Consider the following 24,066-nt stretch of genomic DNA (forward strand, 5'->3'; position numbering starts at 1 on the left):
TGTGCGGCGCGCGCGGTGACCCCGCCCTCGGGGTCGTCCCGCGTGGCGCCGACCGGCGGCCGACGCGGCCGCCGGTGGCCGCCGATGCGGCGCCTGCTTCCAGCGTCGTCTCGCCCACGTCCCGCTGAAGCACGGCCAGCACCCAGCACTCAGCACCCAACTCCCGGCCCACCTGCTTCACGCACCCAGCACTCGCCAGAGAGGCCAGTTCCCTGACCACCTGTGTGACCGTCACAGACATGGACAACGCCCTTGATGGCGTCGGCTCAGCTCTTTCGCGAGCTGAGCCGACGCCATCAAGGGCGTTCAAAAGTGAGTCACACCTCTTGCTATTAGATCGACGATGCTGTGAACTGCTGTTATGCACAAGCTGGTTGCCTCCTCGACGCCGCCGCGGGATGCGTGTGCGGTGCGGCCAGGGGGGCGCCGGTGATCACGTTGCATCCGATATCGGCGGGGTCCGGTATCGACTACCTGATGCGCACTGTTTCCGGCGACGATGTGAAGGCCGGGCAGAAGGAGATGACCGCCCGGTGGGCCGAGGGCGGCGACACTCCGGGTGAGTGGATGGGGGCCGAGGCGGCGGCACTCGGTCTGTCGGGGGCGGTCACTCAGGAGGCTGCCGACGCGGTCTTCAAGGACGCCGTCGACCCTGTCAGTGGCAGCCGGATGGGCAGGGCCTGGCCGCGTTACACGCCTGCCGACGAGCTGTATGCGAAGTATCTCGAGGCCGAGCCGCAGGCGTCCGAAGCTCGCCGCCAGCAGCTGCAGGCCAAGGCCGAGAAGGAGGGGAACCGTACGGCGCGGGCGGGCTGGGAGATGGTCTTCTCTCCGGTCAAAAGTTTCTCCGTGCTGTGGGCCACGGCCGATGACGAGCAGCGCGCACGGCTGGAGGCGGCAGAGCGTGCGGCGTTCGAGAAGGTCTTCGCGCGCATCGAGAAGGAGGTGTGCTGGACCCGGGTGGGGCCGACTGCGGCAGCTCAGGTTCAGGTGCCCGGGCGGGGGTTCATCGCCGCGGTTTTCACCCACCGCAGTTCCCGTGCCGGTGACCCGGATTTCCACCGGCATCTGGAGATCAGCTCGAAGGTGCGGACCGAGGACGGGCGCTGGCTGGCGCTCGACGCACGGCCGTTACACGCCCGTCTGGTGGAGTTCTCCGAGCAGTACACCGCCGAGCTGGAGCGGGAGGTGGCGGCCGAGTTCGGGGTTCTCGCGCAGTCCCGGCAGAACTCGTTGCGGCCGGCTCGCAGGCCGGTTCGGGAGTTCCTCGGAGTGGGTGACGAGGTGGTTGTGGGCTTCTCGCAGCGCCGTCGTACCACTGAGGGTGCGCTGGTCTCCTTGACCCGTGATTTCCGCGCACGGGAGGGGCGTGAGCCCACTCGTGCGGAGGAGTACAAGCTGGCTCAGGCCGCCGCGCTGACGGCCCGTCCGGACAAGCAGTCGACCACCGTCGAGGAGGAGCGCGGCAGGTGGATTGCGCAGGCTCGGCAGATGGGCATCGCGCACCCTGAAGCGCTGCTGCAGCGCGCTGCGGAGACCTCCCGGGAGCGTGCGGAAAGTGCCGTGGAGGCGGATGTTCCGCTGTCGGAGATACCCGTGCGGGCGCTGCGTGTTCTGGAGGGGCAGCGTGCGCAGTGGACGCGTTCCAACGCGGCTTGTGAGGTCTACCGGCAGCTTGTGGAGACGGGCTGGCATGTGCGGCTGGACGATGCCGCGTTCGCGGAGACGGTGGAGCGGGCCACGGACGCGCTGCTCGATCCGGAGCTGTGCGAGCGGCTGGATGCGCCGGATGCGGTGGCGCTTCCGGAGCGTTTCCGCCGGGCCGACGGGGCCTCTGTTTTCGAGCCGGTCGCCACCGGCAGGATCTACACCTCGCACGGGATTCTGGCCGCTGAGAGGGAGCTGGTGGAGGCGGCGACGCGGCCGGCTCCGGTGCGGATTCTGAGCACCGGGCAGGTCGATGCGGCGCTCGCTGCGGGGGATGCGGAGCGCGGTTTCACGCCCAGCACGGAGCAGCGTCAGGTGGTGCGGAACCTGCTGGGGTCGGACACGCGGGTGGGCGCGGTCATCGGTCCTGCGGGCACCGGGAAGACGACCATCATGCGGCTGGTGAGGGAGGCCGCGGACGCGCACGGGCTCCCTGTGCTGGGTCTGGCGGGTGGCCAGGTGCAGGCCGACAATCTCGCGGAGGAAGCCGGGATCCGGGCGGAGAACATCGCCCGCTGGCGCTACATGAGCGAGCGCGGCGGCGGTCCGCAGTGGTCTTTGCGGTCCGGGCAGATCGTCATCGTCGACGAGGCGGGTCAGGCTTCCACACCTGATCTGCGGGCGCTGGCGGACCAGGTGGAGGCTGTCGGCGGGCGGCTGCTGCTGGTGGGTGATCCCCGCCAGCTGGGCTCCCCGGGTGTGGGGGGCGCGCTGGCGTTGATCGAGGCCGACGCGGGTGCGCAGTATCTGTCCGAGGTGCGCCGGTTCCGGGACGCGGACAAGACCATCCGCCGCTGGGAGGTCGAGGCCGCGGCGGCGGTCTCCGGCGGCGATGCGGACGCCTCTTTCGACGCGTACGAGCGGCGCGGCCGGATCCGGCACGGCAGTGCCGACGCCATGCTGGACGCGGTCTACTCCGCGTGGCAGCGGGACACCGCTGACGGCCTCAACTCGGTCATGATCGCCTCCAGTAACGCGCTCGTTGCGCAGCTGAACGAGCGTGCGCGCAGCGATCTGGCAGCGCGGGGCGAGGTCGACACCGGCATCGAATCCGCGCTCGGTGACGGCAACCGGGCGGGCGCGGGGGACCGGATCGTCACCCGTGCGAACGACCGGCGGCTGCGCACGCACGACGGGCGGCAGTGGGTGCGCAACGGGGACACCTGGACGGTGGAGGCCGTCGAGGACGAGGGCGGTCTCACCGCTGTGCACGACCGCACCGGGCGCCGCGTCACACTCCCGGCTTCCTATGTTTCCCAGGCGGTGGAGCTGGGTTACGCCGTCACCAAGGACCGCGCCCAGGGGCTGACCGTCGATACCGGCCATGCCCTGTTCGACAGCTCCATGGACCGCAACGGCGCCTACCCGGCGCTGACCCGTGGCCGCCTGGCCAACTACGCCTATCTGGTCACCGTCAAGCCTTCCGACCCGGAGACCGGTGCGCCCGGGGAGCGGCTCACCTCCCGCCAGGTCTGGCAGTCCGTGCTGCGCCGTGACGGCACTCAGCAGTCGGCGACCATGACCGCCCGCCGCAGCGAGGAAGCGGCCCGCTCGGTACGTGGGCACACTGCCCGGCTGGCTTTCGTCCTCGACCAGATCGCCGACGACCGGGCCCGGCACGCCGTGAGCGGTCTGCTGGGGGAGCGGGCCGCGCGGCAGCTGACGTCGGCGCCTGCCTGGCCCGCGCTGCGCGCCCAGCTGGAGCAGCTGGCCGATGACGGGTTCGACACCGACCGGCTGCTGAAGGCGACCTGGCACCAGCGGGACTTCCTCGACGGCGACGGCAGGCCGGTGCGGGACATCGCGGCCGTCATGCACGCGCGCAACGCCCGTGCCGTCGACCCGGACGAGGGCTCCCCCGAGACGTTCCGGCGTGCGCAGGACGCGCCCCGCCCGGCCACGGCACCGCAGTTGCTGACCTCTGTTCCCGAGCCGAGCGACGACCCGCTGACGGCGCTGGGTCTGCTGCTGCCGGACGCCGCACCCGGCGACGATCCGCAGACCCTCCAGGCCGCCCGGGAGCTGGCAGCCGCCGCCCGGGAGCGGGCCGCACGGCTGGGCGAGGCCGCACAGCTGGACGCCGAGGCGGGCCAGGGATGGGCGGCCGCCTACGGTTCCCGGCCCGCCGATGCGCGGGACGCGGCGGACTGGCGCAGGCGGCTCACCGCGGCGGCCGTCTACCGCGATCTGGCCGGCCACGACGGGCCCGCACCCACCGGCCCCGCTCCCTCGGCCGAAGGGATGGACGCGGCTTTGCGCGGCGTGTGGCGCTCCGCGCAGCCTCCGGGCGACCCGGCCGGGACGGTCGAGGAGCTGGCTGCCGAGGCGCCCGCCTGGCTGGCTGTTCTGGGGCCCCGCCCGGGTGCGGACGAGGCGGCGCGCACGCTGTGGGACCGGGCGGCGCTGGCGGCGTTCACCTACCGCGGACTGTGGGAGTTCGGCCACGAGAGCGTCGCGTTGGGGCAGCGGCCCGCCGATCCGGTGGCTGCCGCCGACTACGACGCGGCCAGTGCCGCGATCGCCGCTTGGCGGGCCGGTGCGGGCGGTGGGCCGTCGGGTGCGCGGCCGGCCGATATGGAGGACGACGCGCTGCGCCGGGCGGACTGGCGGGGGCGCGCCAGCGCCGACCGCGTCCAGCGGGTGGAGGAGGCCCTCGCCGCTTTGCACCGTGCGCAGACGGCCAGGGACGCCGCCCGGCAGGCGGCGCGGGATGCCGTCAACCGCGCCCAGGCGCTGCGGAACGCGGGCACGCCGGAGCGTGTGGAACGCGCCCGGCAGCTGGACGGGGAGGCCGCCGAGGCGCAGGAGAGGGCCGCCGCACAGGACCGGCTGATCGCCGAGGCCCGGGAGACGCTCACCGAGCTCGCTCCTGGCCTGCTGGAGGACCGTGAGCGGTCCCGGCGCGGTTCGGATGCGCGGCGGGAGACGGCCCGCCGGACCCTGCGGGGGACGCCGGAGAAGGAGCGGGCCGCTGCGGACTCGCAGGCGCCGCCGTGGCGGGAAAGGCCCCATGGCGGGCTCACCGATGCCCAGTTGCAGGAGGCGCACCGGCGGGCGCTGGAGGCCGCGCGGGCTGCCGACAGCGCTGCCGGCGAACAGGAGGGGCGCGCTCAGCGGCTGACCGCCGAGGCGGGGCCCGGGGGCAGGATCGAGCAGCGGATCGCGGCGCAGGCGGCGCGGGTCGAGGCCGTCCACCAGTGGCGTACCGCTCGGCAGCAGGCCGAGACGGTGCGGCGGCAGGCCGGGGAGAACGCCGCTCGCCGCCGGGAGTCGGCCGCCCGGCTGGCGGCGACCAACCGTACGGGCCTGTCCGCGGTGCGCGGAGCGGAGCGGCGCGCCCTGGAGGAGCACCTGCGCCGTCTGGAGGAGCAGGCCGTGCGGCTCGCGGAGGAGCTAGCCCAGGCCGAGCGGCACCGTGATCAGGCCGCTGTCACCGCCGGGGACCCCGCCCGGCACGAGCAGCTCCTGGCCGACTGGCAGGAGGCCGGCGGCGACGTCGAGGCGGCCCTGGCCCGGGCGCGGACCAGCGCAGGGGAGGACACCGAGGCCGCCACCGTCGAGGCCCGGCGTATGCGCGAGCGCTCACGCCGGCTCCGCGAGACGGCTGCCGCGATCCGCCGCGAGGTGAGCGTGCGCGCCACTCTTCCCGGCGACAGGCGCGCCGCCGAGGAGGCTGCCCGGGCGCAGCAGTCCCGTCCGCCGCAGCAGCGGCCCGCTCCGCCTGCGACACCGCAGCAGCGTCCGGATACCCCACGACGGGACGGGCCGAGCCGTGCGCGATGACCCTCCCTTGGCGACGGTCCGGCCGGGATGCCGGTGCAGTCTCCCGTGTTGCCGATGCCGCCCCGCCGCCCCGCCCCCCGCCCCCCGCGCTCCGCGCTCCGCCCGCGCCCGCGCCCGTGGCGGGCCGGGGCGCCGGAGCGCGCGCGGGACGGGGCGCTGTGACGAAGTTGGGGCCGAACTGCCGCTGTACGGCGGCCTGTTCGCTGATCCGGTACCGGCACGTAATTACTAGGCTGAGCCCGCCGGAACCAACACCGGCTCAGCACGGAGGAGTGGCGTGACTGCGATATCTGACTCACTACTCGACGAGATCCGGCCGGGTGCCTGGGACGAGCTGACGGCGGGTGCCTTCGACACCCTCCTGGCGTCGATGGACCGGGCCCAGGAGGTCTGTGCCGCCCGCATGGCACAGGCGGCCTCCCCGACCGGCGCGGGGAAGAGGGAACACGACCGCTGGCTGGGCGTCAGCCGCCGTATCAGCGGCTGGCGTGAGGCGATCCGGCCCGACAACCACGAGGCCGTCGAGGCGGCGCGTGCCTACTGCGCCCAGATCGTCGACGACTACGCCACGGTGCGCCCCCTGCACGAGGCCGTGGCCGACGGCAGGGCCCTGGCACTGACCCCGGACGGTGCGGCGATCTCGTTCGAAGGCCGCTGGTGGGTGGCCAGGGACGACCGTTACCTCCCGCTCGATCCCGAGGACGCCGAGCAGGCCGCCCTGGTGGGCGTGTTGGAGCGGCACGCGGCCGAGCTGGACCGGCTGGCGCAGGTGCGGACCGAGGCGGAAGAGGTCGCGCCGGTGCGGCCGGGTGACAGCGGGAACGGGGAGCGATAGTGGCAGGCGAAGACAGCGGGCGGGCCGGGAACTTCATCGCCCTCGAGGACCAGACCCATGTGCTGGCACACCTGTGGCGGCACCCGGAAAGGGTGCCCGAGGTCCTGGGGGTCCTCACCCCCGACCACTTCACCGCCCCCGGCTACGAGGAATTCTTCCGGGCTTTGACGGAGACCCACTCCGGCCCTGTCCCCGATGACGGCCCGGAGAGGGGCGCCTGGAGGTGGCAGCGCTGGGAGCAGGTGAACGAGGAGCTGCTAGGGGCCGACATAGGCGGATCCGACCTGGACGATGTGGATAACGTCCGGAACCTGCGCCCGCTCGAAACCTGCGTCCAGGGACTCGTCGCACAGGGCGAGGTGCGCTCGGCCGTCGGGGAGCACAATGCGCCCACCGGGCCGGGCCCGTCCCTGGAGAGGGCGGGAGACGCCGTCGACCGGGCGCTGCCGCCGCGGCCCTCGTACCCCCCGCCGCCCGCCGAACCGCCCGAGCAGCCGGTCGTGGTCGTCGTCGCCGGGGCCGAGGGCACCGGCACCGGCGCGCTCACCGCTGACATCACCAGGCAGCTGACCCGTCGCGGTGCCGTCGTCGAGCTCGGCGGCGGGTACCCGCCGTCCCACCCCGCCTACGAGGCTGTCGAGGAGGTCGGGCTCAGGCCGGAGGCGCGGCACCTGGCGGCAGCCCAGTACGCCATCGACCAGCGGGCCAACACCGTCCTGCGCACGGATGCCCGCGATCCGCAGGCGCTGGCAGAGGACATGATGCGCTTCCAGCAGGCCGGCTACCGGGTCGAGTTCGCGGCGGTGACCACCCCGGAGCCCCTCCGCCGGCTCAACGCCCTCGAGAACCATCTGAGCGACCGTCACACCGCGCGGCTGCCTTTCACCCCTACACCGGACCGGCTGGCGGAGAGCGCCAACCGCGCCGCGGCGATGGGCGCGAGGGTGAAGGTCTTCCGGCCGGACGGCACGCCGGTGGACTCGCCCGGGCTCGCAGCCGGCAGGCAGACGCCGGGGCAGGTGATCGAGGCCGAGCGCGAGCGCGGCCTGACCGGGGAGATGTCGCTGCGGGCCGCGGCGAAGGCCGCCCGGATCGCTGCCAGGACCACCGACTGGGCCCACCAGGCAGCCGCCCAGGAGGCCGGCCGGGCCGGCGGCCAGAACTGGGAGTGGGCCATCAACGCCGCTGTCGGCCTCCCCGTCCAGCCCCAGGGGCCGCGCTGGGGCGCGGGCCGCCGGGCCCGCGCCGCCGGGCCGCTGGCCGCCCGCACCGACACCGAGCTGGGAGAGCTGCTGGAGAGCACCATGCACCGCTACCGCAACGCGGACCAGAAGGCGCTCCACGACTACGCCCGAGGCAAGGAGCTCCAGGACCAGGGCAAGCCGGGGGCTCAGGCATTCTTCGACAGCTCTCAGGCCGCCAGGGAAACCGCCAACCACTACCGGGACACCGTGGTCGGCATCCTGGGCGAGGAACGCCGCCGCTCCACCCTCTCCCCCCGCCAGCGCCAGGCCGAACTCCAGGCGGTCCAGCAGCGTATGGCGCGGGTGAGACCGCCGGCGGAGCCTCCGCGTACCGCCATCGGGTTCGCGCAGCCCGGGCGCCCCCGCGTGGCCGCCCGGCGGTGAACCGGGTGCCGGATGCGGGCGCCGCCCGCATCCGGCACCGCCGTCACGCTCTGGCGGACGCCCTGCGTGCCGTGGGCTGCGGCTGCGTCCGCACGGGCGGCTGCGCTTGGGCCTGGGCTCGCCGGGCGGACTGCTCGGTCACGGCGGCCCGGTTCTTCGCCGGGTCGTTCGGAAGGAGCGACGCGGGAATCTTGGCCATCTGCGCGGCGTGGCTCATCGCGCCGTTCGCCACCGCTTTGAGCTTGGCCTTGTCCGCCGCCGAGAAGGAGCCATCGGCCTCGGCCTTCTCCCAGAGCGCCTGCGCGGCCCTGCCGAACGCCGCCGTCTTCTCGGCGGCCTTCCACCGGTCGTAGGTCCCCGTCTTTCTGTCCTTCTCGGTGGGAGGGTCCGGGAGGTTCCGCCAGGCGTCGCGCAGAGCCTTGACGTGCTTGTCCTGGCTGGTGAGCAGTGTCTGGCCCATGTCGCTCTTCTGCCAGGCGAGGAGTTGACCGGCCAGCCTCAGGGTTCCGTCCTGTGCCTCTTTGACGGAGTTGTAGGCGCGGGCGTTGGGGTCGACCCCTGCCGGCGCGGTGTTGGCGAGCCGCTTCATGTGGCGGAAGCCGGTGTCGATCACCGCGTCCAGAACAGCGATGTCCTTTGCGGAGTAGCGGCCCAGGTTGCCCTTGCGGATCTCCTCCCTGACCTCGTGAGTGTGCCTCACGAGTTCGCCGAACCGTATCGCCGCTTCCCGGGGGCCCTCTCGCAGGTCGTCGGAGGGCAGGTTCGCCCACGCCTTCCGCATGCGGATGAGCGCCGGGGTTTTCATCTTTCCGAGACGCCGGCCCAGCGAGGACCGGTCTGCCCACATCTTGAGCCCTTGGCGGATGTCGCGGGATGCCTGGGAGGCCCGCTCCCGTCCCGCTTCGCCCAGGCCGTATCCGAGGTCGGGGCGGCGCATCCCGCGCATCTCCCGTTCCACCGCGGACGCCTCGGGGGCCGGCAGGTTCTTGCGGGACAGCCGCCCCAGCTCGGCGCTGCGCTCGGCCGCGGTCCGGCTCAGCTCCCGCAGCGCGGCGACGGCGCCCCGCGTCTCCCGGTGGCCCTCACGCTCGAGCTGGCCGGCGAGCTCACCGGCCAGGCGGGCGTAGGCGCGGGTGGATTCCTGCGCGATGTCCGTCCACAGCCGCTTCCAGTGCGCGTTCGGTACGACGTGCTTGCGCCAGACCCGCTCTCCGGCGACGGCCCAGACCGACCGCCGCATTCTGGCTGTGGCCTTGCGCGTGTCCTGCAGCTGCTCCCACAGCGGGTTGCCGGTCGCGGCCAGGACCGCGGCGTGCCCGTCGAGGGCACGCAAGGCGGCCGTAACAGTGTTCCCGCTGGAGGCCCCCGCAGGAGCGGGGGGCGCGGGCACCGCGTCGGCACGTTGCCATGTGTTCCGCAGTGTCTGGTACGTCTTGCGCAGTTCTTCGTTGTGCCGACGCAGGGGGTGCGGGAGGCTGTTGAGGGCCAGCCGCAAGGTGTCGTTGCGCTCCGGGACGGCTGCCACTGTCTGCTCCGTCATTCACGTTCTCCTCGATGGGTGCGGTGACGGGCGGCTAGATGTCGGTGGCCTGCCGCAGCGCCTCCGCCTCCGCGGGGTGCGCGGAGTCGGCGGTGCCGAACTCGGACGCGGTCAGATAGTCCTCGAACTCCTCATCGGCTTCCGGGCGCGGAGCCGGGCGCGGCGGCGCCTCGTGGTGGGTGCCGTTGGCGCAGCTGGCCACCTGCAGACGCGGCAGGAAACCGTGCAGGGTCGACAGCCACTCGGCCTCGGCCAGGTCCCGGCCGGGCGCCGGCTGGCAGTAGGTGCGCACCCAGCCCGCGTACAGCGCGGTCAGATGCTCGCGCACCGGAGGGTGCCGGTACCAGCACTGGGGGATCTGGTTGTGCAGCTCGAAGGTGGTGCGCAGCCACTGCACCCACTCGGCCAGCTCCCGCATCTTGGCGCGGCGCTCGGCGGGCGTCATCGCCGCCCACACCCAGCCGTAGGCGGCGGACTCCTCTTCCAGCTCCGGCAGCTCCGGCCACAGCGAGCCCGGGTCCTCCAAGTCGCCCTCCATACCTTCCAGCGTGTACTCAGACATCAGCGGCCTCCATTGGGGTCGTGCCGATCGGTGGGTTCTTCTCCAGGCGGATCCCGGCCGGCCCGGGGGCGGCCAGGAGCTTTTTCAGGTCCTTGTCGCGGAACGTCAGCCGCATCCGCACCTTGACCGGCGGCAGATTGGTGTACTGCGCGATCGCGGTGAACTCCGGCAGCTGCTGCAGTGCGTGGACGGGGGCCAGGTCGGTCTCCACGACCGACACCTGCGTCGAGTGGTCGCCGCCGCGCCCCCGCGTGGTCGACTCCCGCCGCACCTCGGTGCGCCCGTACAGGCCGGAGAAGTACCGCAGGGTCTCCAGGTCGCCGCAGCCGGGCAGCAGCATCCGCATCCCCGAAGCGGACAGCACCGTGTTGGCCTTCTGCTGCCCGAGCCGGTCGCGCAGCTGGGACAGGTCGTGCCACACCGTCAGCAGGCTGATGCCCATGCCGCGTCCGGTGGTGAGGATGTTCGGCAGCCGCGGGTAGCGCAGCATGTTGCCCGCCTCGTCGACCATCACACCCAGCGCCGGATCGAGGGGGACGCCCGTGGTGTTGTAGCGCATCTCCGCGCCGTGGATGATCGAGGCGACCAGCGAGGTCAGCAGCGGGGCGAAGCGTTCAGCGTCGGCCTCGGACGCGATCAGGCACACGGTGCCGTTGCGGTCCAGCAGCTCCTCGACGGTGAAGTCGGTCCCGGAGCTGGTCTCGCGCACCTCCTCGTCCGCGTAGACGCGGGCGAGGACGTTGAGGGTGAACTGGATGGAGCCGATGCCGTCCTCGTGCAGCCGCAGCCACGGCGAGGCGTAGTCGTCGGCGGTCTCCTGGTAGTCGTGTGCCAGCAGGACGGCCCGTACGTGGTCGACGGCGTCCTTGCCCAGGGAGAGCCAGCGGCGCATGTCGTTGACGCCGCCGCCGTTCAGATGCGCGGCCAGCAGCACACCCTTGAGGACGTTGCGTGCCTGGTCGACCCAGGGGGCCGCGCGCTTGTCGTCCCCGGACGCCGAAGCCTCCGCCATCCAGGCGGCCATCCGCTCGGCGCTCTTCGCGTCGGTGCAGTAGTCCACCGGCGACCAGCGGTGCGTCGCCCGGCCCGGGATACCGGCGGGCGCGATCACCCACACCGGGCCCAGTGCGCTGCGCCGGGCGTAGATGACATCCAGGTCAGCCGCCTTGGTGGTCGTCACGACGAGCGGTCCCTGCCACTCGGCCGCGTTGGGCAGCACCAGCCCGGTCGTCTTGCTGCTGCCGGGGACGCCGAAGACGGTGGCGGAGATGTTCGGCTGGGTGGCCAGGATCTTCTTCGTCTGCATCCCCCGGCCGGCGCTCAGGCGGCCCGCCCGCTGCTGGGGAGCCGGCGGGGCCGCCAGCTTCCGCTCGGTCTTCGCCCCGCCCCACTGCGCCCCTCCGGTGCGGCCGCCGAACCGTACCGTGGCGGCGACCTTGACCGCCGCGGTCACCAGCGCGGCCATCAGCACCGCGAACAACGCGTAGAACAGCCAGGCCGGCGGTGCCGGGCGGAACGCGGAACCGGGCCCGTGCACCAGGGCGTTCAGCACCGTGGTGGGAACACCAGAAGTGTTCTTGGGCCATCCCCGCCCGGACAGCCCACCGGCGAGCAGGCCCGCGAGCAGCGTCGACACCCCCACCATGGCGGCCAGCCCCGCCGCGTAGGCGGCCAGGACGGTGCCGTCCGACACCCCGCCCGCGGCCTGCGAGCCACCGCGCTGCGCCATCACATCACCATCCGCTCGTCGGTCTCGAAGAGCTTCTCCTCGATGTGGGAGAGCATCAGCTGCACCGCGTGCCCGCTGCCGCGGCCCACCTTCCACAGCGCGCGGCCCCGCTGCCCCGCGCCCCAGGAGGCGATCAGGTCGCACTCCGCGTCGGTCAGGCCGATCGCCTCGCGGGTGAGGTTGAGAGGGGCGGTGTCCTGGGCGAGCTGGATGCGGGTCTCGCAGCTGGCGATCAGGTCCTTGGCGATGGCCACCGCTTCCGAGCCGGCAGCGCCCACCGCCTCGAAGTCGGAGAGCCGGTGGGTGGCCAGCACCTGGATGGTGCCGCTCGCCCGGCTCAGCCGCAGATCGGCGTCGATCTTGCGGACCATCGCCGCGCCGCCGCTGCGCATCTGACGCCACAGCTCGTCGCGGACCACCAGCCACGGCCGGTTGCCGGGGCGGTCGATCGCGCTCTGCGCCCAGGAGGAGACGCAGGTGAGCACCATGGCGATGGTGTCGTCCCCGTACGACTCCAGCGCCGAGACGTCGACGGACTGGATCGGCGCCTCCCAGTCCAGCCCGATGGAGGTCTCCTTGTCGAAGAGCCCCGCCAGATGACCGGTGATCATCCCGCCGAGCGCTGCGCGCAGCGAGGCCATCTGCTCGCGGGCGAGCTGGACGTCGCCTCCCCGTACCCGCATCTCGCGGGCCATCTCCGTGGTGGGGTCCTTGAGCTTGTCGTAGACCAGGGGAAGGGTCGGTATGCGCAGGCGTTCCTGCCCGTACAGTTCGCCCGTCACCTCCCTCACGGCGACATCCAGGCACTCCTCTTCCTGAGGGGCCAGGTTCCGTCTCAGCTGGAGCTCCAGGAGGGCCTGCAGCAGGGTCAGGCGCCGCCGGTGGATCTCCTGGAGGCGGGCGGTCAGCTCCTCACGGTTCGCGCTGTTGCCCAGCTCGTATCCGAGCGGCCCCGCGTCCAGCGGATTGAGCCGGCCGGGCATGCCGGGCCCGAGCCTCACGGGTTCGACCCCCAGGTGCCGGCACAGCGCCGCGTACTCGCCCTTGACGTCACCCGCGATCAGCGTGCGGTGCCCGAGCGCCATCATGCGGAAGGCGAGCGCCTTGATGTGGGCGCTCTTTCCCGACCCCGGGATTCCGGTGATCATCACGTTGGGGTTGGTGCACAGCCCCTCGCTGACCCAGGCGGTCGGATGGGCGCTGAACGCCTGCTGGGTGAGGGTGTTCCAGCCCATGTACACCCCGATGGACGGGAGCGAGGAGCCGTGCAGGAACGGGTAGATCCCGCTGGCCCGCGCGGTGTCGGAACGGAAGACCTCGGCCTTGTTGAGCGAGGCGGCCCGCCCCGCGAAGGGCTGGCTCCACCCTTTGCGGGGGGCCACCCGCATCGCGGTGCCGGGGTCCTCCAGCAGCCGGGAGCGGCGCTGTTCGCGGGCGCTGGGCTGCCGGGGCAGGTCGGTGGCCGCCTCGCCGGGGCCGAAGAGGTCGGCCAGCGGCGCGGACTTCAGCCGGCTGTCGTCGTCCCCGTGGCGGCGGGAGAAGGGAAGCCGCATCAGATGCCCACCCGCCTGTCGGGGAGCCCCTGGGCGAGCGGCAGCGCGGAGGCGGCGAAGGCGTCGTCCTGCGCGCCCCACACCCGCCGCAGTTCCAGCCCCGCGGCAGAGGCGTCCGCCTGGAGATCGGCGCACGCGATCTCGAGCTGCTCCAGATCGGTGACGGTGACGGCGACCAGCGCGGTGAGCCGCACCACGCCGTGGCCGGCCGCGCGGGCCATGTCCTGTGCCCGCGCAGTCATCGCCTCCCGCCTCTCGTCCTCGCTCTCGGAGCGGCCCGTCTTGGCGCGCAGCCCGCGGGCCGCGTCCCGTTTGGTCTTCTCCCGCGCCAGTTCCTTGCGTGCCTTGGCCGGGCCGATCGGCTCGTATACGAGCGAGAGCGAACGCCGCGCGTTGGACCGGGGCTTGAGCAGCGGCTGCAGGAACGTCGCGTACACCTCGCCCTGCGGGAAGCCGCGGACCTGGTAGCTGACGGTCCAGGCGCCGTCGTGCCGGTAGACGCCCCACTGGGTCTCTGCTGCGGCGGGTCCGGCCAGCGCGGGGTCGACACCGGCCGGGGTTCCCCGCCAGGCGGGGTCGTTGGCGGCGGCGTTGTTGCGCTCGGCGAGCGCGATGTGCGCTTCGGGGTCGTAGGCGGTGCGGATGGCCTGGGCGACGCCGCGCGGGGAGAGCCACTCGACGACCTGCAGTCCGGCGCTGGCCAGCGCCGGCTGCATCGCGTTGAGCTCCCGCACCAGGACGGCGGCGGCACCCCGCTGTCCGCCCCCGGAGCCCTTGATGGAGAGTCGGGCACGGGAGGTGGACAGGGTGACGGCCAGGTACGTCTCGCGGATGGTGGCGGCCGGCCCGGCGCCTGCCATGAGCTGGTCCAGGGCTTCGACCGCGACGGCGGGGGCGTCATCGGAGATGTGCCGCTCCGTCCAGGAGCGCAGCGCGGCCCCGTCGTCCGGCAGGGAGCGCTGGTGCACGGCGATACGGGTGATCGCGCCGTCCTCCTTGCACTGGCCCCGCAGCACCGCCGCCCACGCCTGCACCCGGGAGTTCTGCTTCTCCGTGTCCACCAGCGCCAGCCCGGGATGGGCGATGCGGCACACGGCGGTGTAGGTGCCCTCGACGGGGTTGTGCATGAGGCCCAGGTGGCCGCCCAGACCGTCGGGAGCCTCCAGCAGGTGCAGCCGGGCCAGGGTCCCGGGCAGGTCCATGGGCTGCTGCCCGTCCTTGGTGCGGGGGGCGAAGAAGCCGGAGAAGAACAGATTTCTGCTGGTAGCCACGGCGATCTGGTGCCTTACTGCGAGGGTGATCCACTGGTCCGCCGACAGGCCCAGCACCCGCCCGTAGGCGAGCAGCAGCAGCACGGCGGAGACGGGCAGGGCGACGAAAGCGGCCGACAGCGACCGGGTGTACAGCGGGATCAGGGCGATGACCGAGGCGGCCGCCACCAGAGCGAACCCCGGACCGCTGAGGTTTCCGATGAACCCGCTGCGTTCGGACTGCCAGCCGCTGTAGGTGACAGGCTCGGCACTCGACACGGGTCAGTTCCCTTCGGGGGGTTGCGTGGGCGCAGGCGGCGCAGGCGGCGCAGGCGGCGCGGGCGGCATGGGCGGGGGCTGGGTTTCGGGGACGTCCGGCTGCCCGGGCGGCGCCGGGGCGGAACCCCCGCCGCCTCCGCCGCTGCCCCCGCTGCCACTGCCCCCACCGCTGTCGCCGCCGTCGTCGCCGCCGCCTCCGCGGCGCGGCACCACGACATGGCGCCCGCCCTGGTTGGCGTGGTCGAGACCGGCGTGCGCGGCCATGTTGCCCGCCGTGCTCTCCAGCATGTCCTTGCCTGCCGCCGCAGCTTGGAGGCCCATACCGACCGTCCCACCGACCTTCGACATGAAGCTGCCGGACTTGCGGCCCATCATCGCCTTGGACCAGAAGCCCCGGCCCCCACCGCCGCCGGAGGCCCCTCCGCCGTCCCCGCCCCCGCCGGCGTTGTCGGCTTCCAGCGCCCGAGTGAATCCGCTGCCTCCGCCGGCCATGCCCGCGCCGCCGAGCGCCGGGTTGTAGCCGCCGAAAGCGCTCGATACCGACGAGCCGATGCTGCTGAGCATGCCGGAGGCCGTGCTCGACCCGGCTCCCGCGGTCGTGAACGTCATGAACTTGGCCAGCGCCGGCCAGGCGAAGGAGGCCAGGATGAACACGATCAGCCCGACGAAGACGTTGCGGACGCCCTTCGCGTTGCCCATCGCGGAGGCGCCGATGCTGAAGCACAGGACGATCACCGGCTTCACGAGAATCAGCGAGATCAAAGCATTGCGGGCCTTGGGCCACCACTCGCTCGTCGCGTCGCTCATCTGCCCCGCCAGCGCGATGGGCATCACGGTCACCAGGATCATGATGGCCGCCTGCCTCACCAGCATCTCCAGCCACAGGGCGCCCACGGCGACGATGGCCAGGATGCTGATGACGATCACGAAACCGGTGGCGGCGGGAGCGACACCGCTGCCCGTGATCAGCGCCGCTCCCGCGGTGGCTGCCCCGCTCCCGCCGGCCAGACCGGCGAACATCGTGCCCAGCTGCTGCTTCATGGCCTCGGTTGCGGTGGCGGTGTCGGCCAGCTCGGCCCCGCTGACCGATTGGCCGCCCTCACCGGTCAGCGTGTAGTTGATCATCGCGGTGCTCAACGTGTCCGACCAGTCCAGCGCCGTCTGCGTCGCGGTGACGTAGACGGCCAGGATCACGCCCCACTTGGCCAGACCGGTGATCGCCGTCACCAGCGGCGCGCCCTTCTGGGAGATCCCCAGCTTCGCGAACTGGATCAGCAGGAGGAACGTGGCCACCAGGATGGATATCCCGGTCATGATGCCCATCACCGGGCCGATCCCGGTATCCGCCAGCTTGATGGTGGAGATGCTGTTGAAAGCCCCGGCGAACTGTTCGATCAGCCATACGACGGAGGTCCCCAGCGCGCCCGCCGCCTTCTCCAAGGCGCCGCCCGCCCAGTCCTCGACCTTGTCCCCCAGCCAGTCGAGAGGCGTGTACGCGTCACCCGGCCACTTCCAGCCGGCTTCCTGACTGCACTGCTGAAAGGGCTTCTTGTCCTTCTTCACGCAGTTTGTGACATATTTCTTGATCTTCGGGAAATTGGGGGCGTTTGTATCAGCCTTCTCCAGCCACCTCTCGAGCTGGGTTTCCTCGTACTTGCGTGCTTCCTCGGGGTCCGTGGAGCCCTCGCCGATGCAGACCGTGCCGGGCAGCTCGCAGTCGCGGGGAGGGCGGCAGTTGATGTCCGTGTCGTAGGCGCAGTACTCGCCGGTCTTCGTATTGATGCCGACGGGCAGTCCCACGAGGTCCTCGGGGATGGGGTCCGGCGGCTTGGCCCCGGCGAAGGCCGGCTGGCTCACCGTCAGAAGGCCGAACACGACGGTGGCGAGCAGCACGCCGCACCGGGCGAGGAACCTAGCCATCGGCCACCTCCCGCCAGCCGTCCTGGAACGCGTAAGGGCTGTCCGGGGCATAGGCGCGCGGCCCCGCCGTCCGGCGCACCCAGTGCGGCTGTGCCGTCACTTTCCAGTCGCCCTTCTTCCAGGTCAGGATCAGGTTGTCCGTCTGGTCCTTGAGCGGGTTGTCGTCGGTGCTCTCCTCGGCGCTGGTGGCGTAGCGGTCGAAGACCATCCACACCTGGACGACATCGCCCTTGCGGTCGAGGCTCCGCAGTCTCACGGCCTTGACGTCGGTCGTGACGGTCATCCCGTTCGGAGGGCCTCCGGAGGGGGGCAGCCCCACCCCTTCCCGCAGCTTGCGCACTTCGGAAACCTTTTTGCGCACGACGGGGTCCGAGGGGCCGGCGGCGATGGTCCGCAACTGCCGCTCGGCGGCCTGGTCGTCGACGAAGCTCAGGTCCTGCCAGTACGAGACGGCTGCCGACCTGGCACCGACGGCCGTATGGGGGAAGCCCGTACCGATGCCGTTCTTCGAGGACTTGGGCTTGAGCACCGGCACCCGCGGGGCAGTGGCCGGGGTGAGCCTCTTCCCCTTCCCGCCCGGAGCCAGGGAGGCGGACCTGGACCCCTCCTGAGAACGGGAGGGACCGGCGTGCGGGGAGCGGGACTTGCCCCCCTCCACGCTGCCGAAGGCCAGGACACCGCCCGTGACCAGCAGCGCCACCACGGCCGTACCCAGCACAGACAGGCGCAGCCGGGCGCGCCGTGCCTTGCTCCGGTAGTCCATGCCGGTCTCAGCCCTGCGTCATGTTGTAGAAGGCCATCACCAGACCGGAGGTCACCCCGATGCCCATACCGGAGACCAGGCTCCAGACGATCGCCTGCTTGCCCCGGGCCGCCAGTCCGCCGCGTTCGCTGTTGTGGCCGATCGCCACGCACGCCCAGCCGGAGAGGCCCCCCAGGACGGCCATCGCCAGTCCGATGCCGGCCGTCCAGCCGAGCACCTTTCCCGTCGGGGTCTTGAGGGTCTTGGGCACGGTCGGCGTGTAGTCCGGGATCGGGCCGGCGGCCAGAGAGTTGAACGCTTCGAGCATGTGACTCATGCGGGCACCTTTTCGGAAGCGACGCGGGCGTCGGAGGACAACGGGGCGGGCGTACGAGCCGCGGGGAGCGGATGGCCCCACACCTGATGAGCGGAGGCCACAACAGCCCCCGCGAGGTCATATCCGGCCGCGAGGGTCTTCGGCCTGATGCGGTGCGAGTCGCTCATCCCGTACGTACGGATGTGCGGGTCATAGGGAACGTTGATCACGGAGAAGACATGCGACCGGAGCATCGCCGCGGCGGCCCGTACGGGAGACGGCTGGCGGCCCTCGCTGGTCGCGGTGAGCGCGACGACGGCGCGCTGCAGCGGCAGTCCTTCGGCCACCGCCGCTTTGACGGCGATCTGGAGGGCCTGCACGCCCGGGCCGGTGGCGGCCGCGCTCAGGACGGGCACGGAGAAGGGAAGCGAGCACCAGGAAGCGGTCTGCCCGGTCCGTCCGGCGCATCGGGCGGAGATGACGTCCTGGGCCACCGCATGGGGGGTGTCGGCGACGACGGCCTGCCAGCCGCCGGCAGCGGCGAGCTGGTACCAGGCCGCCGGGTCCTCGGGCAGGGAAAGGGGCGCGCTGCTCCAGCTTTGATGGTCGGTCAGCGCCTGCCAGGTGCGGCCTTCGGGCGTGCGGCAGTTGGAGGCGGCCTCCTGAATGGCCTTCCGGGTGGCGGGCCGGTCGGGCGGTATGGACGCCAGCCCTTCACCGGGCGCCGCGCACCAGTAGGGCCACGGTGAGGCCAGTCGCGGAGTGGTGTCCAGAACAACCGAAGGGCCGGCGCAGGAGAATGCCGCGGCCAGCAGGCCCGCAATGGTGGAACGGCCGCTTCCGCCTGCGGGCCCGAGCACAGGTATGAGAAGGCGAGCGTGCGCCGGGAGTGCACCCAGCGCTGGCGATCTCTTGGACAACTTGCCCCCGGAATTGCAAACGCAACCACTACGAGTCGGAACCCTGATGGGTCATCAAGGGCCGTGGCCCTGCGCGTGTTCACCGCATTCTATGGTCACCCCCGCAGGGCCGAACGGTCCACCTGCCTTTGTATCTCGTCCGAGAATAAGAAAGCGGACATAGCAAGACTTGTCATGTCTTTCCAGGTCAACAAAGAGTCACCTTTCTGTGACAGAAACAGCCTGAGAGGTGTAAGAGGTCGATGTGACAATGACGGCCCGAGTCGGCCCGCAGCCCTGGCCCTCCCCGCAGAAGGGCACGAACACGCGGCGCCAGGGAACCGCTCACCGCGTAGGGGGATGGCCATTTGGGCACCATTCGCATGCTGCAAATAGTTGGCGGCGCCATAGTGGCAGTCATCTCCGCCATGGCGCTCGGAGTCGTGCTCCTGCTGGTGATCTCCGACAGCGCCGAAGGAGGAGAAGGCGGCGGAGAACTGACGGCAGGCTCTTTGAAGGTCGGCAAGGACGGCGTGCCGGCCGAATACGCGGGACTGATCCAAAAGGCCGCCGACGACTGCAAAGCCGGGCTCCCCGCAGGAGTCCTGGCCGCCCAGCTGAAACAGGAATCAGGCTTCCGGGCCGACCCCGGCAAGAGCAGCGCCGGCGCCCTGGGCATAGCCCAGTTCATGCCGGCCACGTGGAAGACCGCCGGAGTGGACGGCAACAACGACGGCCGGAAGGACCCCCTCGATCCGGAGGACGCCATTCCCGCGCAAGGCAAGATGATGTGCAAGCTGCTGGCGTCGGCGAAGAAGCACCCCGACTACAGCGGCAGCCCCATCGAACTGGCCCTGGCCGGCTACAACGCCGGCTGGCACCGGGTGGAGCAGTACCGCGGAGTACCCCCCGAGTCATTCGCCAAAGGGGAGACCTACAACTACGTGAAGATCATCATGTCCAACGTCGCCTCGCTGACCGGCCCTGACGGCAACCTGACAACCGGATGGACCAAACCCGTCAACGGCCCCCTCGGCACCCCCTACCACCAGCGTGGTGGTGCCTGGTCCAGCGGCGTACACACCGGCATCGACTTCACCGTCCCCACCGGCACCACCGTCAAAGCCGCCGGAGCCGGCACAGTGAAAACCGCAGGAAAAGGCGGAGCCTACGGCAACCAAGTCGTCATCAAACACTCGGACGGCACCTACAGCCAGTACGCACACCTCTCCAAGATCTCCGTCTCCACCGGACAACGCCTCAAAGCAGGCCAGAAGATCGGCCTCTCCGGCGCCACAGGCAACGTCTCCGGACCCCACCTGCACTTCGAGATCCGCACCGGCCCCGAGTACGGCTCCGACATCGACCCCGTCGCCTTCCTGCGCAAGCACGGGGTGAAGCTGTGACCCAAGAACCGCACTACGCCCCCTGGGGAATCGTTTCCCCACAGTTCTGGGCCGACGAGAGCACCACCACCCCCACCGCCGCAGAGCCGGGTGAACAGCCCCACGCCTACCCCGTACTCACCCCTCCACAAGCCGCCACCGGCCCGGAAACAGCACTGCCACCGCCACCGCCCGAGGAATACCGCGAGCGCGTCGCCGCCATCACCGCGACCTTCGCCGCACCACACGACCCCCAACGCCTGCAATGGGCTGCCATCCAAGCCGAACGCCTGGACCAGGAAGCCACCACCACCTACGGCCACGCACACACCCACACCATCAGCATCCGGGAACTGCGCGGCTGGATCGCCCGCCTGCAAGGCGACCCGGAAACAGCAACCCACTGGGACCTGCACGTCATCCAACTCCAAGCAACAGCCTGGGGCATGCACCACAGCATCACCCGCGCCAGCGCCCAGCGCGCCGTACGGCACTGGACCGAGATCACCGACCCCGCCACCCGCCTCGGCCTCGGCAAGCAACTCCTGGGCATGCTCATCGCAGTCACCGGCGAAAACAGCCGCCTCACCCGCCACGTACGAAAACTGCTCCGCAGGGCCCAGGACGCCACCACCCCCTGAGCGCACACCGCAGAGACCCGGCCCGGCACCGGCCCACAGCTGTTACGCACCTGTGCCCCCCTCCTCGCAACCCCGGCAAGCCCTCTTGGCACACTCTCCCCACTAGCCACATGAACCTTCAACTACCCTCGTTGCAAGATCAGTTGGGCTAGCTGGAGCACCCCGGCCGGCACGCAGCAAACAGCGAAGCGACGCGGCTGAAGACTCCGCCGAACGGGAGCGCAGCGCGCCCGCACACGGCAGCGACGTTCCGCGCGCCTCCATGCCACCACGCCATCGCACACCAGCAGGAGAAAGAACGACGATGACGTCCTTTCGCCACCTGACACGGGCAGACCTCGACCAGCTCACCCGCGCGGAACTCACCCCACTGGTCGCCCAGGAAAGTGCCCACTGGAAGCGACGCACCGAGAAGGAGATGAACGAGCAGGACGCGCTCGCCTATCTGGAATTCCTGCAAATCGTAGCCGCAGTCCACGACGCCCGCGGCATGGCCACCCACCTCAGCAACCTCATCAACGGCCACGACGACGGCTACATGGACCAGACCCCAGGCCGCAGCCGCAGCCTGTCGGAACCCCAGTGACACACCACGGAACAACGCAGAAGACCTGCCCGGCCCGGCGAAGCGGGCGGGGCAGGGCGGTCACTCCCTCAGGAGCCGTCAGCGCAACCCAGAACGCGACATCGACTGACCAATACGGCGTGGCCAACAGAAAAACAGCCACGTAAAATATCAGTCATGGCTGACGACTTCTGCGAAGTCATGCTCCTCCCCTCCACCCAGTGCGACCACTGCCGCTCAGCCCAGTCGAAACTCCCGCAAAGGGTGTACGTCACCAGGGGCGGCAGCGTTTATCACCGCACACCACACTGCGAAGGGCTCAAAGACGGGCAGCGGTACGCCCGATGGAAAGGCCACGATGTTCACGACATCGAGTCCGTTCCACGCAGCGACGTCCGGGCCAGGCTCGGAGCCTGCGAGATCTGCCGCCCCGACACCCCACCACCCCCCGCCACCGGCCGGCCCTTCTGAAGAGGGGCCGGAAGGCGACCCTTCATCCGGGACCGCCCCGGCCTCCGAGAGGGGAGGGGGAGGCCGGGGCGGCGGTGGTGGGGCAGGGGTCAAGGGACGGCCTGCGGAAGCCGGCCCAGGTGCTCCACCGGCCGCAGCCGCGCCGTGTGCCCGGGACAGCCCGTCACGCCGGGAAGTTCGTCCAACTGCCCGGCGAGCTGGTAGTCGTCGCACGGTTCCTGCTCGGTGTACTGCCCGCAAGGACAGGGCGCCAGCAGTTTCAGCAGACCTCCGCTGGTGGGCAGGAGCTCGAAGTACAGCCACACACCCTCGCCCAGGTAGGCGGCCGCACACGGCAGCGAGACAGGTCCGGACCGCCTGTGCAGGGCGGGGTAGCCGGTCCACGCGTCCTGAGCGACGACGCGGGCGAGGGTCGCGGGAAAGACAGCCTGCAGATGCTCGTGCGCTTCGCTGCAGACGGTCTCCCGCTCGAGCTGCTCCTGCTCGGCCCTCTGCTGCGCGCGCTCGACCTCGATCTCCGCCCGGGTCGTCGCTGCCAGTTTCCGCAGCACCGTGAGGCGTACTTCCGCATCAGGTGTGCCTCCAGCAGCTGTGGAGGGTCGGGCGAGGTCGGTGAATGTGTCGGTCATGAGTACTCCTTGAGCCGGGCGGGTCGACGAAGAGGAGGTCGACGACCTCGTGCGGGTGGGCCGGGGCTGCGGGGGAATGGCTGGGTGGTCGGCGAAGGTGAGCGCGGAGGCTGGCGCGCCGGTGGCGGCTGTCGCGGGTGGCCGCGGCAGACGGACCAGGGCGTGGTTGCCGCAGCGGTGCACAGCAGGGCATGCCGGGTCCGGGAACGGGCGAGGGCACAGCCCCCCGGCGGAAGGGGGCGTGCCGCGCCGTGCCGGACAGGGAATGGTGGTCATCGAAGGCTCCTCAGCGCCGGGGATGCGAGGGCGGAGCTGACAGCGCGCGGCCTGCCCGGGCCAGAGGCGGGCAGCCGTGCTGGGCGCCTGGTACAGGTGTTGACCTGGTGGGGGACTGTTCTTCTCAACTGTCGGTGTTCGGCGCGCTGCCCGGAGCGTGGTCATCAGGAGGAACGAGTGCTCTGCCAGCCGAGGCCACCGGCGGCGGCCTCGAGGCATGTCCCCGTGCGGTCGCCGATGTACACGGCGGCTTCGTGCAAGGCACAGGACGTCTCTGCCTCGTCGTCGGGTTCAAGGGGTTCGGCTACATGAGCGGCCGTGGTGAGCAGCTGCCGGAGGGCGCCGAAAATCCCCTCCCTGGGGGCGGTTTCGCAGTGGAACTCACGCAGCACGTGCGCGAGCTCCCCGGCTTCGATGTCGTCGGTGAGGTCGCCCTCGATCTGTCGTACGGCGAGGCGCACGATCTCGGCTGCCGCGCTGACACGTGCTGTGCGGGCCGTCACCGGTAGCTGCCCGTACTGGCCGTCAACCATGTGGTCACCGGGCCGGCGCCGACACCGAGGGCCCTTTGCCGTGCCTGGTTGAGCGCGAAAAGGGCCGCAGGGCGGGCGGTGGCAGTGGTGTTGTGCCACGCTCGCCATTCTTCCGGCAGAGGGACAGTCATATGAGGCTCCTTGGCTGTAGGGTCGGACGGGTCTCGTCCTGGCGCGGGCGCTGAGGCGGTCCGGGGCGCAGGATCTGGATCATCGGTCGGCTCAGTGACGCGCGTGTCCTCGCCTCGAACCCTGGGGAACTCCGCTGGTTGCCGCCTTCGCTGCAGCACCGGAAGTCGAGGGAGCACCGGAAAGCTCGACGCGGTTTCCGCCTACGGCTGTCAGTATCGGGATGGGCACGGCGGTTGGCCGCCGGAGGAGGCCGCCGCGGGTGTCGGCGTGCTGGGGCAGGCGAGGACTTTCATTCCTTCATCGGCCGGATGCGGTCTTGCCATGAGCGGGTCAGTGAACTGGCACTCTGCTTGACGAAGTCGCCGTTCCGCACCAGCGGTGGCGCCCCCCGCGCATATGCCGATGGCGCGTCCCGCCGGAAGCCCATCGTGTGGTTTGCTCTCCAACCCACTTCGTGCGCACGTCCCGCGGCGTTACCAATACGACGTGCTCTCCTTTCCCAGCCGACTGCCGACCGCCGCCGAAGTGACGGTGTCCGCGCCTCTTCCCAGGGCAAGTACGGGTTGCTCTGGCGGGTGGCGGACCTCGGCATGGGTCTCCGTACCGGTCCTGATGCCCCGATCCGAGAGCGGCTGTTGCCACCAGTGGGTCGATATGGAGAAGACCATGGACGAGACCTGTAGCGCACTGG

General features: G+C 71.2%; 17 protein-coding genes. 6 read left to right on the top strand and 11 right to left on the bottom strand.

Annotation, left to right across the window (positions count from 1 at the left end; all coding sequences use genetic code 11):
- Nucleotides 1-429 precede the first annotated feature (429 nt).
- The 3 genes from mobF (at nucleotide 430) to JW592_RS30315 (ending at nucleotide 7,953) form a co-directional block, all read left to right on the top strand.
- Nucleotides 430-5,490, top strand: coding sequence for a MobF family relaxase (gene mobF / locus JW592_RS30305; RefSeq protein ID WP_209268468.1), 5,061 nt, complete (start codon nucleotides 430-432; stop codon nucleotides 5,488-5,490).
- A gap of 277 nt (nucleotides 5,491-5,767) precedes the next feature.
- Entirely contained in the window at nucleotides 5,768-6,325 is a 558-nt protein-coding gene (locus JW592_RS30310) for a hypothetical protein (RefSeq protein WP_209268469.1), read from the top strand.
- Entirely contained in the window at nucleotides 6,325-7,953 is a 1,629-nt protein-coding gene (locus JW592_RS30315; protein ID WP_209268470.1) for a zeta toxin family protein, read from the top strand. The genes JW592_RS30310 and JW592_RS30315 overlap by 1 nt, the downstream gene beginning before the upstream one ends.
- A gap of 43 nt (nucleotides 7,954-7,996) precedes the next feature.
- Here JW592_RS30315 and JW592_RS30320 read toward each other — a convergent pair whose 3' ends face one another.
- From JW592_RS30320 to JW592_RS30360, 9 genes are read right to left on the bottom strand one after another with little or no spacing between them, the layout of a single operon-like run.
- Nucleotides 7,997-9,493 carry a hypothetical protein gene (locus tag JW592_RS30320; RefSeq protein WP_209268471.1) on the bottom strand — a complete coding sequence of 499 codons (1,497 nt, stop codon included), beginning with the start codon at nucleotides 9,491-9,493 and terminating at the stop codon, nucleotides 7,997-7,999.
- A 34-nt stretch (nucleotides 9,494-9,527) separates the two neighbouring features.
- Nucleotides 9,528-10,055 carry a hypothetical protein gene (locus JW592_RS30325; RefSeq protein WP_229377109.1) on the bottom strand — a complete coding sequence of 176 codons (528 nt, stop codon included), beginning with the start codon at nucleotides 10,053-10,055 and terminating at the stop codon, nucleotides 9,528-9,530.
- On the bottom strand, nucleotides 10,048-11,784 hold the full coding sequence (locus JW592_RS30330) for a type IV secretory system conjugative DNA transfer family protein (protein WP_209268472.1): 1,737 nt from the start codon (nucleotides 11,782-11,784) through the stop codon (nucleotides 10,048-10,050). Before JW592_RS30330 ends, JW592_RS30325 begins: the two co-directional genes overlap by 8 nt.
- Nucleotides 11,784-13,337, bottom strand: a complete 1,554-nt coding sequence (locus tag JW592_RS30335; protein WP_209268473.1) for a putative type IV secretion/conjugal transfer ATPase — start codon at nucleotides 13,335-13,337, stop codon at nucleotides 11,784-11,786. The genes JW592_RS30330 and JW592_RS30335 overlap by 1 nt, the downstream gene beginning before the upstream one ends.
- Nucleotides 13,337-14,866 carry an SCO6880 family protein gene (locus tag JW592_RS30340; RefSeq protein WP_209268474.1) on the bottom strand — a complete coding sequence of 510 codons (1,530 nt, stop codon included), beginning with the start codon at nucleotides 14,864-14,866 and terminating at the stop codon, nucleotides 13,337-13,339. Before JW592_RS30340 ends, JW592_RS30335 begins: the two co-directional genes overlap by 1 nt.
- Nucleotides 14,867-14,869: 3 nt before the next feature.
- Nucleotides 14,870-16,786: a hypothetical protein gene (locus JW592_RS30345; RefSeq protein ID WP_209268475.1), complete on the bottom strand. Its 1,917-nt coding sequence runs from the start codon at nucleotides 16,784-16,786 to the stop codon at nucleotides 14,870-14,872.
- Complete coding sequence (locus JW592_RS30350; protein WP_229377110.1) at nucleotides 16,779-17,549, bottom strand: hypothetical protein; 771 nt, start codon at nucleotides 17,547-17,549, stop codon at nucleotides 16,779-16,781. The genes JW592_RS30345 and JW592_RS30350 overlap by 8 nt, the downstream gene beginning before the upstream one ends.
- A 7-nt stretch (nucleotides 17,550-17,556) precedes the next feature.
- Nucleotides 17,557-17,865 (bottom strand): hypothetical protein, encoded by a 309-nt coding sequence (locus tag JW592_RS30355; protein WP_209268476.1) that lies wholly within the window; start codon nucleotides 17,863-17,865, stop codon nucleotides 17,557-17,559.
- Nucleotides 17,862-18,704: a hypothetical protein gene (locus JW592_RS30360; RefSeq protein WP_307805600.1), complete on the bottom strand. Its 843-nt coding sequence runs from the start codon at nucleotides 18,702-18,704 to the stop codon at nucleotides 17,862-17,864. The genes JW592_RS30355 and JW592_RS30360 overlap by 4 nt, the downstream gene beginning before the upstream one ends.
- Nucleotides 18,705-19,126: 422 nt before the next feature.
- On the opposite strand from JW592_RS30360, the gene JW592_RS30365 reads away from it, so the two are divergent.
- The 3 genes from JW592_RS30365 (at nucleotide 19,127) to JW592_RS30375 (ending at nucleotide 21,355) form a co-directional block, all read left to right on the top strand.
- Nucleotides 19,127-20,149, top strand: coding sequence for a peptidoglycan DD-metalloendopeptidase family protein (locus tag JW592_RS30365; RefSeq protein WP_209268477.1), 1,023 nt, complete (start codon nucleotides 19,127-19,129; stop codon nucleotides 20,147-20,149).
- Nucleotides 20,146-20,769: a hypothetical protein gene (locus tag JW592_RS30370; protein WP_209268478.1), complete on the top strand. Its 624-nt coding sequence runs from the start codon at nucleotides 20,146-20,148 to the stop codon at nucleotides 20,767-20,769. Before JW592_RS30365 ends, JW592_RS30370 begins: the two co-directional genes overlap by 4 nt.
- 304 nt (nucleotides 20,770-21,073) lie before the next feature.
- A complete protein-coding gene (locus JW592_RS30375) occupies nucleotides 21,074-21,355 on the top strand; it encodes a hypothetical protein (protein ID WP_209268479.1) in 282 nt (93 codons plus the stop codon).
- A gap of 539 nt (nucleotides 21,356-21,894) precedes the next feature.
- Here the strand turns inward: JW592_RS30375 and JW592_RS30380 are convergent.
- Nucleotides 21,895-22,434, bottom strand: a complete 540-nt coding sequence (locus JW592_RS30380) for a hypothetical protein (RefSeq protein ID WP_209268480.1) — start codon at nucleotides 22,432-22,434, stop codon at nucleotides 21,895-21,897.
- A gap of 440 nt (nucleotides 22,435-22,874) precedes the next feature.
- Nucleotides 22,875-23,243 carry a hypothetical protein gene (locus tag JW592_RS30385; RefSeq protein WP_209268481.1) on the bottom strand — a complete coding sequence of 123 codons (369 nt, stop codon included), beginning with the start codon at nucleotides 23,241-23,243 and terminating at the stop codon, nucleotides 22,875-22,877.
- Nucleotides 23,244-24,066: the final 823 nt, after the last annotated feature.

Origin of the sequence: Streptomyces spirodelae, assembly GCF_017676385.1 — a bacterium.
Taxonomy (GTDB): Bacteria; Actinomycetota; Actinomycetes; order Streptomycetales; family Streptomycetaceae; genus Streptomyces; species Streptomyces spirodelae.